Raw genomic sequence first — 14,420 nt, 5'->3', positions numbered from 1 at the left:
GTTTAAAGTTTCGGGTTTAAAGTTAGCGGCAGCCCAAAAAAATAGCTTGAGGTCAGGTCGTTAGTCCATCAAATGTTGAGCCCGAAAACACAAACCGCCAGCCTGTTTTTACCCGGTTTTATTTTCTAAAACGGCCTTATTATCGTATATTAATGAAACACTTCCGCGTCTTCTACCTCCTCTTGCTTTATATGGCTGTTACTTTGCCTGGCCGGGCGCAGTCTGCCGCCTATACCCGTGACTGGAAACGCGCCGATTCGCTGGCGGCGGGCGGGCAGCCCAAATCGGCCCTGGACATTGTAGGCCGGATTTACGCCGACGCCCGAAAAGCCCGGAACTACCCGCAGGTGGTCAAGGCCGCGATGCACCGGCTCATCTATCGTTCGTACCTGGACGAAAGCGACTATACCGACCTGCTGCAATCGCTGGCGACCGACATCCGCGAGACGCCCGCCCCGGCCCGCTCGGTGCTGCAATCGGTACAGGCCGAAATTTACTGGCGGTATTACCAGCAGAACCGGTACAAATTTTTGAACCGCAGCCAGGAAGAGCCCGCTCCGCAAACCGCCAAAATTGATACCACGGTCGACCCGCGCACCTGGGACGCCCGTCGGCTGCTTTCGACCGTCACGCGGCTGTACGAAGCTTCGTTAAGCGAAAAAAAACTGTTGCAGGAAACGCCCGTGGCGGCCTTTGAGGTGTTGCTCGAAAAAGGCGACCCCGACAGCCGCCAGCGCCGCCCGACGCTCTACGACCTGCTGGCTCACCGGGCGCTTTCGTTCTATCAGGATACGGAAATCGACCTGACCCGCCCCGTTTTCAAATTTAGCCTCGACCAGCCCGCTTACCTGAGCGAGGCCGCGGCGTTTGCCCAGACGCCGTTGCAGACGCGGGACGCCGAATCGCTGCGGTTTCAGGCGCTGAAGTTGTTTCAGGAACTCATTCGCTTTCATCTGGCCGGAAAAAATACGGCGGCTCTCGCCGACGTGGACAACCTTCGGCTTCAGTTCGTCCATCGGTACAGCATTGTGCCCGGTAAAGACGCCCTGTACCAGCAAGCGCTGGAACGGGGTGTTGCCCGTTACGCCGGTCAGCCCGCCGAAGCCGAATACCTGTATTCGCTCGCCAAACTGCTGGCCGGAAACGAGCCGCCCCGCTTCCGTCCGCTGATTCCCGGCGAAACAACCCCGCCGCAGCCCGCCGACGACCGGGACCGCTGGAACCGCAAAAAGGCCGCCGACCTCTGCCGGGACCTCGTTCAACGGTATCCGCAAGCCCTGCCGGGCCGCAACGCCGCCGCACTTCTGGAAAACCTTACCGCCCCCGGCCTGAACGTTCAGGTCGAGCGGGTGAACCAGCCGGGTAAGCCGTTCCGGGCCGAAGTTGTTTTTCGGAATGTGCCCAGACTTTATTTCCGGACGGTAAACGTGTCGGTAGCCGAAAGCCGCGGGTTGCTGAATGAGTATGACGAGAACGTACGCCGCCCGAAAATTGCGAATCTTCTGAAAAGAAAAGCCGTGACGTTTGGCACCGTGACGCTGCCCGAAGACGGCGATTTGCACCAGCACCGGACCGAAATGCCGCTGGGTGGCGTTCCGGCGGGGCATTACGTGCTGCTGATTTCCACGGACGAGGCGTTTTCGGTCACTTCACCCCTGACCAGCTACACCCCGTTTACCGCCTCAAATCTGGCCGACCTGCGCCGGGACGCTGTTGCTCCGGAAGAAAACGGGCTTTATGTCGTCAACCGCACCAGCGGGCAACCGATTGCCGGGGCCAGCGTGACCCTCTTTACCGCCACCGACCGCAGCGTCCGCCCGGCCGGGACGGTCAAAACCACCGAGGCGGGTCTGGCCCGGCTGTCAGAAAACCCCGTTCCCGAAAATACCTCGTACTTCTACCGGATCAGTTTTAAAGGCGATACGATTGACACCGACCTGAATTACCACTACCGGTTCCCGAGGGAGCAGGAAGAGCCGGAACAACGTCGGGTCCTGTTGTTCACCGACCGCGCTATTTACCGCCCCGGCCAGCCCATTTATTTCAAAGGCGTGCTGTATTCCGGAAAGAACAACCAGTTTGAAGTTGTTTCCGGCGATGAAATGGTGGTCGGTCTGACGGACGCAAACGGCGAATCGGTAACGACCCAAACCCTTAAAACCAACGAATTTGGCACCTTTGAAGGCTCATTCACGGCCCCGGTGGGTCGTGTAACGGGCCAGATGACACTGCAAACGTCGGTAGGTTCGACAACCTTCCGGGTCGAAGAATACAAACGACCGACGTTCGAAGTAAAGATCGATTCCATCCGGCAGGCCTATAAACTGGAACAGACGATTGCCGTGCGCGGTCTGGCCAGAACCTTCTCCGGCGCGGTGGTCGACGGAGCGCAGGTGCGTTACCGCATCACCCGGCAGCGGCACCAGTTCTGGCCGTGGTGGGAAGGCGGTCCGTCTGCCCGGTTCTCGCGCGTGATGCCGCCCCGGTCGGGTACGCAGACCGAAATTGCCAGCGGAACGCTCACGACCGACGCGACCGGGGCCGTCAGCCTGACCTTTGTGGCCGAACCCGACCGCGCGGCGGCCCGTTCCGAAAACCCGGTTTTTGACTTTGAAATTACGCTCGATGTGACCGACCGGGCGGGCGAAACGCGCTCGGCTACCCAGACGCTGCGCCTCGGCTACACGGCCCTGACGGCCAGCCTCACCCTGCCCGAACGGCTGGAAACGACGAAAGATGTGAGCGCCCCGCTCCGCGTGACCAACGCCGCCGGGAAGCCGGTCTCCGTCCGGGCTAATGTGACGGTCTACCGCCTGAAAACGCCCGAACGGCTGCTGCGCGGGCGGTACTGGGAGGCTCCCGACCGCTACATCCTGAGCCGGACCGAGTACGAAAAACTGTTTCCCAACGACCTGTACGCCAATGAAGACCAGCCCGTAGCCTGGCCCAAAGCCCAAGCCGTGCAGGAGGCGGCGCTTTCCGGCCGGGAACCGACGCTGACACTGAACACCAGCCGCTTTGAGCCGGGCGAATATGTGGCCCGCATTTCAGCTACCGACTCGACCCGCGAAACGGCCACGCAGGACGTTTACTTTTCGGTCGTGAATCCGCAGAAGCCCGCCGCTTCTCCCCTGCCCGACCACTGGCTGACGGTGGAAAAAGAGACCGTGGAGGTGGGCAGCGAAGCCGTTTTCTTCGTCGGCACGGCCCAGCCCGGCTGGGTGCTGTGGAGCGTGGCGGAAAAAGGCAGGGTGGTGCGGCAGGAATGGCTGCCGACCGACGGAACGCTCCGCCGCATTGCCGTTCCGGTGCTGGAAAGCCACCGCGGCGGCTTCGTCGTGCAGTTTGCGATGGTGCAGAACGGGCGGCTCCTGACCGAAAACAAGACCATCAACGTGCCGTTCACCAACAAACGCCTGACCATTACGACGGAGGTGTTTCGGGATAAACTGAAGCCGGGGCAGCCGGAAGAATGGACGCTCCGCATCGACGGCCCCGACAAGGATAAGGTGCTGGCCGAAATGGCCGCGACGCTTTACGATGCTTCGCTGGATGCATTTGCAGAACACAGCTGGGCCCAGTCGATTTACAACTCCTCGGTTGGCTACTGGCGCAGCTGGGCATCCGGGGCGTTTGGGCTGAACGGGGCGATTGCCCTTACTCCGAGAGACCCGCAGCCCGTTGGCGAACAAAGCCGCGTGTATGACTATCTGATGCTCGACGAGTTTCTCAGCACCGGAGAAGCCAGCCTGATGCGGGGCGCTGTCTGGGTCAGTCTGAATCGTAATGGCGCGGAAATCTCGGGAAAGGTCACCGAACGAGGCACCGGATTGCCCGGTCTGGTTGTGTCTGTCAAAAACTCCCTGCGCAAGGCGACCACGGACCGAAAAGGCCAGTTTTCGCTCTCGCTTACCGCGACGGAGGCCAGATTGAGCGCAACGGTGGTTCTTTCGCTGCATGGCTTTCGCACGCAGGAGATCACCCTCGGTACCCGGAAAAGCCTGACGGTCCGGATGAAGCCCGACCCTGCTATCCTTGGCCGGGCAAGCGTGAGGTCCGTCCGCATGATGAAAGGAGCCGTTGCCCGGATGGAAGCCCCGGCGGCTATGGCGGCCGATGCATCTGCCAGCGAAGCCGCTCAAAAACTGGAAGGTCAGGTGGCCGGGGTTCAGGTTGACCGAGCGAATCCGGGTTCGCCAGCGATTGCCCCGACGCCCCAGCCCCGCCGCAACTTCTCTGAAACGGCCTTTTTCTTCCCGAGCCTGAAAACCGATGCGCAGGGCCGCGTGGTGCTGAAATTCACCATGCCCGATGCGCTCACGCGCTGGAAACTGCTGGCCTTCGCCCATACCAAAGACCTGAAGACCGGCCTGCTGGAAAAGGAAATCATCACGCAGAAAGAGCTGATGATAACGGCCAACGTTCCGCGTTTTTTCCGGGAAGGCGACACCATCCGACTGACCGCCCGCATCAACAATCTGACGGACAAAGCCCTCACCGGCACCGCCCGTCTCGACCTGACCAACGCCCAGACCGGCGAGCCGCTTCAGGGCGTTTTCTTCAATCCTTCAATCCTTCAATCATTCAAAATTGATTCCCGGAAAAGCACCGCTCCGGCCTGGACGCTCGTCATCCCGGCCGGTCTGCCGCCGGTTACGGTGCGGGTAACGGCCACGGCAGGGGCCTTCTCGGATGCCGAGGAACAGACCGTGCCGGTGCTGCCTAACCGGATGCTGGTGACCGAGACGCTGCCGTTCTGGGTCAACGGCAGCGAGACCAAAACCTTCCGGCTCGACGCGCTGGCGAAGCTGAACCCCGAGCTACCCGTGCAGCACGAACGCCTGACGGTGGAGGTGACCTCCAACCCCGCCTGGTACGCGCTGCAAAGTCTGCCGTATCTCATGGAATACCCGTACGAGTGCGCCGAGCAGCTGTTCGGCCGGGTGTATGCCAATTCGCTGGCGGCGCACATCCTCGGTTCGCGGCCGGAGTTTCAAAAGCAGATTGCGGAATGGAAGAAAACCCCGCCCCGGAATCCGCTGGAAGCCAATGCCGAACTGAAAGCCGTGACGCTCGAAAATACGCCCTGGCTCCGCGACGCCCGTTCGCAGACCGAGCAACAGGCCAAACTGGCGAACCTGCTCGACACCGACAGGCTGGCCTCGGAACAACAACGGGCGGTGGATAAACTGAAAGCATTACAGAGCGACAACGGCGGTTTCCGCTGGTTCGGCGGCATGCAGCCGGACCTGACCATGACGCTGCACATTCTGGCTTCGTACGGGCACCTGCAAAAGCTGGGGGTGAAGCTCCCGGCCGCGGTGCAGCGGGATTTAGCCGACATGCTGCCCAAAGCCGTGCGGTTTGTGGATGCGGAAATGAAGCAGTGGCAGGACGGCCAGAAGAAAAGCAAGGCGGCGTGGTACGGTTACCTGCCCGCCCAGTTCCTCTACGCCCGTAGTTTCTACACCGCCCAGCCGCTCGACAAAGCTCTGCTGGCGGACCTCCAGACCCGACTGGCCGCCGAATGGCTCAGTCAGCCGCTGCAAACGCAGGTGCTGGCGGCGCTGGCGCTCCATCGGTTCGGCACGGCCAAAACGCCGGGGGCGATCCTGACCTCCCTGCGCGAACGGGCAAAAGTTTCGGACGAACTGGGAATGTACTGGCCCGAAAACGAAGCCGGGACCAACTGGCACCAGGCTCCGGTCGAAACGCAGGCGTACGCCATTGAAGCGTTCAGCGAGATTGCGGCCGACGGCAAAACGGGCGATCGGTTGAAACAATGGCTTCTCCGGCAGAAGCAGACGCAGGCCTGGCCTTCTACCAAAGCCACCACGGAGGCCGTTTACGCCCTTCTGCTCCGGGGAAGCGACTGGCTGGACACAAAGCCCAATACGGACGTTAAGGTGGGCGGCATCGCCCTCGCCTCCCGTACCGACAAGGCCGAAGTTCTCGCCAGTCGGGCTACGCCGGGTTATCAGAAAGCAACGTTTGCTCCGGCAGAAATCAAACCGGACATGGGTCGTATCGAAATCAGCCGAAAGGGCGCTGGACCGGCCTGGGGGGCGCTGTACTGGCAGCATTTCGAACCGATGGACAAGGTGGTGTCGGGCTCAACGGGCCTGACGGTGGAGAAAACGCTGGCCCTGCAAAAAGACTCGCCAAACGGGCCGGTCGTGACGGCCCTTTCGCCGCAGACGAAACTGAAACCCGGCGATCTGGTCAAAGTGCGCGTGGTGGTCCGGACCGACCGGGCGCTGGCGTACGTCCATCTGAAAGACGGCCGGGCCTCGGGCTTCGAGCCGGTAGCGGCGCTGTCGGGCTACAAATACCAGAACGGCCTCAGCTACTACGAAGCGCCCCGCGACGCCTCGATGGACTTTTTTCTGAGCTACCTGCCCACGGGAACCCACGTCTTCGAATACGACCTCCGCGTCGTCCACGCCGGCGACTTCACGAGCGGCGTAGCCACGATTCAATGCTTCTACGCCCCGGAATTTGCGGCGCATTCGAACGGAGGACGGGTGGTGGTTGCTAATGAAAAATGAAGAATGAATTTTGGCGATGACGTCTTTGGGCTTGACGTCATCGCCAATCGGGCGACTGACCTTTGCAGCTACGTTTTTTCGGTTGTTTCTTCCGAAGGCGGGATGTGTTGGTTTGGGCAGCCTGCCCGACTACTTTTGATTACTGTTCAATGGCCATTGTTCTCACCTTTCCATTGTCAAAGGTGTATACATGGTTTACGTGCCCGTCGCTCACTATCTGACCGTCTAAAGACCGGATAAGCTGGTGGACGCCAACGGCAATACGGCCATCGGGTCTTTCCTCAAAAGAAACGGGCTCGACTACCGGATCGATCTGCTGCCATTGACGCAGCCAGTAGGCCCGTACTTCGTCATGGCCCGATACATACCCACCTTCCCATCCGTTGGGCCAGTCGACATCCGCGTGCATGAAAGCCAGAACAGCGTCGATGTTCCGGGCATTGAAATCCCGGTAAAGCTGTTTAAGAATTGGTTGATCGTTCATCTCGATTAAAGGGTTTTAGTCCATCCTTGTAAGCGTCAAAACTAAGTCAGGACCGGGGCGGCTGCACGTCGGCGAGGATTGATATTTTATAGGACAGGCTTGAGAAAACGACGATTTCAAGTTCAGCGACATAAAAAAGCCCGGCGTGGAGGACGCCGGGCTTTTGCGGTTTTATCGGAAATGACCTTCTTACCGCTTCGCTGACGCTTTGGGGCTTGCGGCGTTATAGGCAATCCGGTAGACCGTTCCGTTCAGGTCGTCGGTCACGTACAGCGAACCATCGGGACCCATCGCCAGTCCGCAGGGGCGGTGCTGTACGGGGCCGGTCGGCTTGGCCAGATCGGTTCCGGCGAAATTGTCCGCGAAAATCTCCCACGGACCGGACGGTTTGCCATTTTTAAACGGCACAAAGGCCACCATGTAGCCCTTTTTCAGCGCCTGGTTCTGGCCGTGGAAGGCAATGAACGCCCCGTTTTTGTAGCGGGCCGGAAACATAGTGCCCGTATAAAACAACAAACCATTGGGGCCGAGGTGAGCCGGGAAAGCCGCTACAGGGTCAATGGTTTTCTCACCGGCGGTCTTTTTGCCGTCGCCGCCGTACTCGGGCGCCAGAATTTTCTTTTTCTGAATGTGGTCGTAGTAAACGTACGGCCAGCCCGCATCGTCGCCTTTGTGCAGTTCGTACATGGTTTCGGCGGGCAGTTCGGTGCTTTGCTGCGGGGTGTAATACTGCGAATAGAAATCATGGAACTGTCCCCGGCCGTGCTGGAGCACAAAAAGCGAGTTGGAGACGGGGTTCCAGTCGAGGCCGACGACATTTTTCAAACCCGTGGCAAACCGGACGCCCGTCGCGTAGGTCTGGTCGAGTTTGCTGGCCTTGAACTGCCAGATTCCGGCCGCCGAATCCAGCAGCGGGCAGGGCATCATTCCTTTTCCGGTGCCCGGCTCGCGGCAGGCGTCGTTCCAGGAAGCAATGTTGACGTACAGATTGTCCTTGTCGTCGATCTCGATGGACTTGGATTCGTCGCGGGCTTTGCTCAGCAGACCGGACACCAGCCGCTCGGGCTGTTCGGGGTTCATCACCTCTTCCTTTTCGTTCAGTTTATACCGGAAGACGGCGGTGTTGGACGAGGTGTAGAGGTAGCCGTTTTTGATCAGAATACCCGTGCCGGGATAATCACCGAAGCTCATCTGCTCGTCGGCAACCCCGTCTTTGTTCGTATCCCGCAGGCGGACGATGCCTTTCCCGTCTTTCAGTTTGCCGAGTTTTACGTACACGTCGCCGGTTTTGCTGACGGTGATGTGCCGCGCCGGACCGATGTTTTCGGCCAGCACGGTGGCCGTAAAGCCGGAAGGCATTTTCAGATCGGCAGCGGCCGTTTGTTTTCTGGGATTGGCGGGAGTCGGCTTTTTACCGTGATCCGCCCGCGAAGGCGTTTGCCCCGCCAGCGTGCTCAGCAGCAGTGTGGTGAGTAAAAGAGAGGATTTCATTCGTTTCCGGATAAGCGTAAAAACTTTGCGTATGGAGGCTTTCTACAGGCAAGAAGAAAAAGAGGCGGCAAAATTACTGATGCTAAAAAGAGACGGCTTGTAATAAACGTTGGCGCTCGTTTTGTGTCTGATGGTAGACTTATTTTTCGCGAAACCCATGAGACACCTTTTTCTCCTATTCGCACTGCTCAGCACCGGCTCCCTTCAGGCGCAGCAGGGCCAGTTACTGCAGAAGTACGTGATCCGCCAATTCGAAAAAGAATCGGCCCCCAACACGGGTCCGGCTCCCGACTACCGCGACCTCCGGTTCTGGGCCGCCTCGCCCCACAAAACGGATCCCAGCGACAGCGTCCCGGCTTTTCTGAAGAAGGAAACCCCAAACCTCCGGGCCGACGTGTTTTTCATTCACCCCACCTCCTACCTCGGCGATGCCAGCGAAATGGACCTCCTGAACGGCGGTAACCGCCGCGAAGCGTTCGAAGCTCTCAAAACCGAGCCCTGGAATGCCGACCTGACCGACACGGCCGTCAACAACCGGACCGATGCGCGGGCCATTCGGTACCAGGCGAGCGTTTTCAACGGCAGTTGCCGGGTGTTTGCGCCGCGCTACCGGCAGGCCAACCTCAAAGCGTTCTTCATCCGCGACTCGCCCGCCTCCCAACGGGCGTTCGACCTTGCCTATGCCGACATCAAAGCCGCTTTCGAGCATTACCTGAAAAACGAAAACCAGGGCCGCCCGATCCTGATTGCCTCCCACAGTCAGGGAACGCTGCACGCGATTCGGCTTTTGCAGGAGTTCTTTGACGATAAGCCGTTGCAGAATCAGTTGGTGTGCGCGTATCTCATCGGGTATCAGCTTCCCAAAAACACCTTCAAACGCCTTCCCGTTGGCACCTCCCCGACCATGACGGGCTGCTTTGTGGGCTGGCGAACCTACCAGAAAGACGTCATGCCTCCGGCCGTGGCGCGGGAAGAAGGGAATTCCGTCTGCGTCAATCCCCTCACCTGGACCACTGACACAAAGTGGGCTGACAAGTCGCAGAACCGGGGCTCACTGATTGGCTTCAACACCCTTATTCCCCAGGCCATCGGCGCGGGCATCGAACCTGCCTCGCGCATTCTGTGGGTTACCTTACCGGAGAAGGCCGGAGCGCGGCTGCAAAATCTAAAAAACCTGCACACGTTCGATTACAACCTGTTTTGGATGAACATTCGCGAGAATGTGCGGGCGCGGGTAGAGGCGTTTGGTGCGGCAGAAAGGAAGTAGGGATATGAATGTTTACGGTCAACGTTCGGGTAAGGCCCTCAGGCAGAAAATTGCCTTTCCAAAGTTGCATTAAGATGTACCGTTTGCAAGAGTAGTATAGCCTTGCTTGCGTCAAATTCCCTGCTAAGCGCTTCCTCAGTCGGAAAGCTTACGCATAGTCCAGCCGCCAAAAGGCTTCACGGTGGCAAAAACAGGTTTTCCATCCACCGTTCTGCCAGAAACTGTGCAGGACCAGCCGTACGCACCACCCTCTGACAGCGCGTTTTGGAAGTCGGCTTCGGCAAGGGGAACCTTCATGCGGCCACTCCAGGGCGCTCCAGGCTGTCCGGCGTAGCTGCCAAGGTTGATGTAAACGAAGCGGTTTCCGGGAGTGCCCTGAACGAACGGGCCCGTAAGCGAGAAGGCAGACCCGTTGGTCTGCTTTGCGTGAACAACAAAGTCAAAGGTTATATCCTGGCCATTTCCGAGCTGCGGCTGCACAGTCTCATAATTAGGGCTCTTCCCTTTCTGTAATCCATACATCGTCCCATCGGCCGGGTTTTGTAGCATTATTCTCAGACTGATTTTTTTGGACATGGATCGAAGGCGTAACGTTAGACGAATACTGCTTCAGGTTCAGGTGCGGCATGAGCCGCGCCGAACGGCGATAATTTACACTTTATTTTTCAGCTTTATCGAGGCGTTCGGCTGCTTTTGGCGTTGTGCGGGTCAGGCCGGGGAAAACTACTAAAAAGATGACTACGCACCAGAGGACTAGCTCGAAAATGGCTCAAAACCTAAATCCGCTTATCTATCCACTACAAAAGCAGACGCAGTGGTAAGAGTGCCAAAGCCAACAGACTCCAACCTGCTACGTACGTGATTTGCCGATGCCTGATACGTTGGAATAGTTTTTTAAGGCATAGCGCAGTAGCTGCAAGTATTCCACGGAATATGCGCAGAACTACTATTCCCGGAGAGGTATTTAATGGTCTACAACGCTGCGGTGCCTGCATTCGGGCGGGAAGCCGAAGCATAAACGTAGTATGGTTACCAGGGCTTAAAAGGGTTTTGCCACGATGTTCGGGGTGGCACAGCTCCGAGCCGTACCACCAGCAGACGGGATTAAATCGGCCAACGAATTGAACTATTTCGTAACTTGGAGCCTTTTCCCATAGGCCAGAGAGCATGGAAACGGGCAACCGGAACGCTTGACTATAAACGTTTTGAACACCCCTCCTACCTCTTTCGCCGCTAACATCACTGCTCTTACTCATGATTGAAAGACCCATTACAGACTGGTTGCCGCTGACGAAGCAGGAAGTGGAGAAACGCGGCTGGGATGAAGTGGACATTGTACTGGTTTCCGGGGATGCCTACGTGGATCACCCGGCCTTCGGCACCGCTGTGATTGGCCGTATCATGGAAAGCGAGGGCTTCCGCGTGGCCGTTATCGCACAGCCCAACTGGAAGGACGACCTGCGGGATTTCCGGAAATTTGGTCGGCCCAAATACTTCTTCGGCGTCACGGCCGGTTGCATGGACTCCATGGTCAACCACTACACGGCCAACAAACGCCTGCGCTCGAACGACTCCTACACGCCCGGCGGCGAAGCGGGTTTCCGGCCCGATTACGCCACGATCGTGTATTCCAATATTCTTAAAAAGCTGTACCCCGACGTGCCGGTGCTGCTCGGCGGTATCGAAGCCTCGCTCCGCCGCGTGACGCATTACGACTACTGGAAGGACGCGCTGATGCCGTCGATTCTGGTGGATTCGAAGGCGGATATGCTGGTCTACGGCATGGGCGAACAGCCGCTGCGCGAAATTCTGCGGCTGGTGAAGAAAGACGTGCCGTTCTCGTCCATGCGCAACATCAACCAGGTGGCGTTTCTGCACGACACCCAGACGGGCGACCTGCGCGAGTACAACGACTGGAGCACGGTCGAACTGGCGAGCCACGAGACCTGTCTGGAGGATAAAATCAAATACGCGGCCAACTTCAAGATTGTCGAAGTAGAGTCGAATAAGTGGCAGGCCAACCGCATTACGCAGAACGTGGGCGATCAGGTGCTGGTGATCAATCCGCCGTTCAAGACCATGACGGAGGATGAAATCGACAAGTCGTTCGACCTGCCGTACACGCGCCTGCCGCACCCAAAATACAAGAAGCGCGGCCCGATTCCGGCCTACGAAATGATCAAGTTCTCGGTCAACATGCACCGGGGCTGTTTCGGTGGCTGTAGCTTCTGCACCATTTCGGCCCACCAGGGCAAGTTCATCGCCTCCCGAAGCGAAAAGTCGATTCTGAAGGAAGTGGATGAACTGACAAAGCATCCGGAGTTCAAGGGTTACCTGTCGGACCTCGGCGGACCGTCGGCCAATATGTACAAGATGAAGGGCAAGGACGAAAGCATCTGCGCCCGCTGCCAGAGCCCGAGCTGCATTCACCCGGTGATCTGCTCGAACCTCGACACCTCGCACAAGCCGCTGACGGAACTGTACCGCAAGGTGGACGCCAACCCGGCCATCAAAAAAGCCTTTGTCGGCTCGGGTGTCCGGTACGACCTGCTGGTGGACGATTTCAACAAGAACAACGAGGACGGCAACCACGACGAGTACATGGAGCAACTGGTGACGCGCCACGTATCGGGCCGGTTGAAAGTGGCTCCCGAACATACCGCTGACGATACCCTGCGGGTGATGCGCAAGCCGTCGTTCAAGTACTTCAAGCTGTTCAAGAAAAAATACGACAAGATTCAGGAGAAACACGGTCTGAGCCAGCCCTTGATTCCGTACTTCATTTCGTCGCACCCCGGCTGCGAGGAAGCCGACATGGCGAATCTGGCCGCCGAGACGAAGGACATGGGCTTCCAGCTCGAACAGGTGCAGGATTTTACGCCCACACCGATGACGGTGGCTGAAGTGATCTATTACACCGGGGTTCACCCGTACACGCTGAAGCCGGTCAAGACGGCCAAGACGCGGGACGAGAAACTGGCGCAGAACCGCTATTTCTTCTGGTATAAACCCGAATACCGCGACTGGATCCGCAATCGCCTGAACAAACTCAAGCGCCCGGACCTGGCCGACAAGTTGCTGGGCAGTCCGAAGAAGGACAAGCCGGGCGGCGGAGGCGGCGGGAAGCCGTTTAAAAAGAAGTGGTATTAACGAAAAGGCGGGTCGAGGTGACCCGCCTTTTGCTTTTAGATCAGCACCTCCCGCGCTACCCGTTCGCCCGACCGGATGGCTCCCTCGATATAGCCGTTCCAGACGTCCGATGTTTCGGTGCCCGCCCAGTGAATCCGGCCGACGGGTTGTCGCAGGGCGTCGCCGTACTGCGTCCAGATGCCGGGCTGAAAAACGCCCGCGTAGCACCCGCCCGACCATTCTTCGTTCAGAAAACTATGGTCCAGATAACGCACCGGCTTCGCCGCTTCAGGGCCGAAAAAGGTGGCAAACGAGTTCAGGGCCGATTCGCGCCGCTGGACGTCCGGCAACGCCCCAAACTCACGGGCCTGCCTGCCCAGGACAAACCCCATCAGGATGCCCTTGTTGCCGTCTTTGGGCGAATTGTCGAAGGTGACGGTCACAGGGCCGTCGGGCGTGGCGGCGAGTCCGTTAAGGCCCTGCGAACGCCAGAACGGCTTTTCGTAGATGCCGTAACATTTCCAGACCGCACCCATTGGCATTCCGCCGGCCAGCTGCAGGCGGCTTTGGGGCAAACCGGGCCGAAAGTCGATTTTCGTCAGCAGGGCGGGCGGCACCGTGATGATGACCCGGCCTGCCGTGTATGTTTCTTTACCCGTCACCACGTTCACCGTTTCGCCTTCCTGCCAAACGGCTTTCACAGGAGAATCGAAAACGATTCTACCACTCAGCGTTTCGGCCATCCGGTCGGCCACGGTTTGCATCCCGCCGACCATACGGCTTTCCTGCGCCCCGTTGCGGATGTTCATTAAAGTATCGAGATCCCGGCCGGAGCGGGCGTAAAACAGTGCGTGAAGCAGGGAAATTTCGGACGGGTCGGCGGCCCAGATGGCTTCGGCGGCAATTTTGAAAAACTGCCGGGCGGTCTGAAAGCGCATCTGGCTGTTCATCCAGTCGGCCAGCGTCCGGGCGTCCAGGTGAGCGGCGTCCGGAGAAAGCCAGGGTGCTTCCAGATTGATCGTTCGGGAGAGCTTGTTCATCCGCTTGATGGCCCGGTCGAGGCTGATCAGGGGCAGGACGGGCAGCGGGGGAATCAGGCCCCGGTAGCGTTTGACCTTTCCCCGAAAATACTGGGTGCTTTTGCCTTCGTCGTAGGTCCGGAACGTTTCGATCCCATATTCGTCGGCCAGCGCGAACAGCCGGTCCTGCGTGGGTCCGACCCAGGCCCCGCCCCAATCGACGTCCGAGCCGTCGTCGAAGCGTTCGGTCCAGACCCGTCCGCCGACGCGGTTGCGGGCTTCGAGGACCAGCACATTCTTCCCCGCCCTGGTCAGTTCGCGGGCGGCGGTGAGTCCGGCATAACCGGCCCCGATGATGAGGACGTCGTAGGGCATGAACGGCGTGGGTTAAAAGACTCTATCTACAAAAGATACCGCTTTCTGATCGAAAAAAACGAATGCCATATCTCGGAGATATGGCATTCGTTTTTTTCGATTGAGAG

The 14,420-nt window shown here is 58.7% G+C and carries 7 protein-coding genes; 3 read left to right on the top strand and 4 right to left on the bottom strand.

Features of this window, described 5'->3' with window-relative positions; all coding sequences use genetic code 11:
* The first annotated feature begins 191 nt into the window (after window positions 1–191).
* The gene (locus ORG26_RS11975; protein ID WP_266362019.1) at window positions 192–6,548 is read left to right on the top strand and encodes an alpha-2-macroglobulin family protein; all 6,357 of its coding nucleotides are present in this window, start codon (window positions 192–194) and stop codon (window positions 6,546–6,548) included.
* A 139-nt stretch (window positions 6,549–6,687) separates the two neighbouring features.
* Here ORG26_RS11975 and ORG26_RS11970 read toward each other — a convergent pair whose 3' ends face one another.
* Together ORG26_RS11970 and ORG26_RS11965 are read right to left on the bottom strand one after the other, a co-directional pair.
* The gene (locus ORG26_RS11970) at window positions 6,688–7,032 is read right to left on the bottom strand and encodes a nuclear transport factor 2 family protein (protein ID WP_266362017.1); all 345 of its coding nucleotides are present in this window, start codon (window positions 7,030–7,032) and stop codon (window positions 6,688–6,690) included.
* Between the two features lie 189 nt (window positions 7,033–7,221).
* Window positions 7,222–8,523: a PQQ-dependent sugar dehydrogenase gene (locus tag ORG26_RS11965; protein WP_266362015.1), complete on the bottom strand. Its 1,302-nt coding sequence runs from the start codon at window positions 8,521–8,523 to the stop codon at window positions 7,222–7,224.
* 157 nt (window positions 8,524–8,680) lie between these two features.
* Between ORG26_RS11965 and ORG26_RS11960 the strand changes: the two genes are divergently transcribed.
* Window positions 8,681–9,790 (top strand): DUF3089 domain-containing protein, encoded by a 1,110-nt coding sequence (locus tag ORG26_RS11960; protein WP_266362013.1) that lies wholly within the window; start codon window positions 8,681–8,683, stop codon window positions 9,788–9,790.
* 135 nt (window positions 9,791–9,925) lie between these two features.
* Here the strand turns inward: ORG26_RS11960 and ORG26_RS11955 are convergent, their stop codons facing one another.
* Window positions 9,926–10,366, bottom strand: a complete 441-nt coding sequence (locus ORG26_RS11955; RefSeq protein ID WP_266362011.1) for a DUF5990 family protein — start codon at window positions 10,364–10,366, stop codon at window positions 9,926–9,928.
* Window positions 10,367–11,044: 678 nt separating this feature from the next.
* Here ORG26_RS11955 and ORG26_RS11950 point away from each other — a divergent pair.
* On the top strand, window positions 11,045–12,940 hold the full coding sequence (locus ORG26_RS11950) for a YgiQ family radical SAM protein (protein ID WP_266362009.1): 1,896 nt from the start codon (window positions 11,045–11,047) through the stop codon (window positions 12,938–12,940).
* Window positions 12,941–12,975: 35 nt separating this feature from the next.
* Here ORG26_RS11950 and ORG26_RS11945 read toward each other — a convergent pair whose 3' ends face one another.
* Window positions 12,976–14,313 (bottom strand): flavin monoamine oxidase family protein, encoded by a 1,338-nt coding sequence (locus ORG26_RS11945; RefSeq protein ID WP_266362007.1) that lies wholly within the window; start codon window positions 14,311–14,313, stop codon window positions 12,976–12,978.
* Window positions 14,314–14,420 lie beyond the last annotated feature (107 nt).

Origin of the sequence: Tellurirhabdus rosea, from assembly GCF_026278345.1 — a bacterium.
Classification (GTDB): Bacteria; Bacteroidota; Bacteroidia; order Cytophagales; family Spirosomataceae; genus Tellurirhabdus; species Tellurirhabdus rosea.
This window is presented reverse-complemented; position numbering and strand designations above follow the sequence as displayed.

Excerpts from the sequence above, each read along its gene's own strand:
- ORG26_RS11975 (WP_266362019.1), top strand. The coding sequence starts at position 192 with ATGGCTGTTACTTTGCCTGGCCGGGCGCAGTCTGCCGCCTATACCCGT.
- ORG26_RS11970 (WP_266362017.1), bottom strand. The coding sequence starts at position 7,032 with ATGAACGATCAACCAATTCTTAAACAGCTTTACCGGGATTTCAATGCC.
- ORG26_RS11965 (WP_266362015.1), bottom strand. The coding sequence starts at position 8,523 with ATGAAATCCTCTCTTTTACTCACCACACTGCTGCTGAGCACGCTGGCG.
- ORG26_RS11960 (WP_266362013.1), top strand. The coding sequence starts at position 8,681 with ATGAGACACCTTTTTCTCCTATTCGCACTGCTCAGCACCGGCTCCCTT.
- ORG26_RS11955 (WP_266362011.1), bottom strand. The coding sequence starts at position 10,366 with ATGTCCAAAAAAATCAGTCTGAGAATAATGCTACAAAACCCGGCCGAT.
- ORG26_RS11950 (WP_266362009.1), top strand. The coding sequence starts at position 11,045 with ATGATTGAAAGACCCATTACAGACTGGTTGCCGCTGACGAAGCAGGAA.
- ORG26_RS11945 (WP_266362007.1), bottom strand. The coding sequence starts at position 14,313 with ATGCCCTACGACGTCCTCATCATCGGGGCCGGTTATGCCGGACTCACC.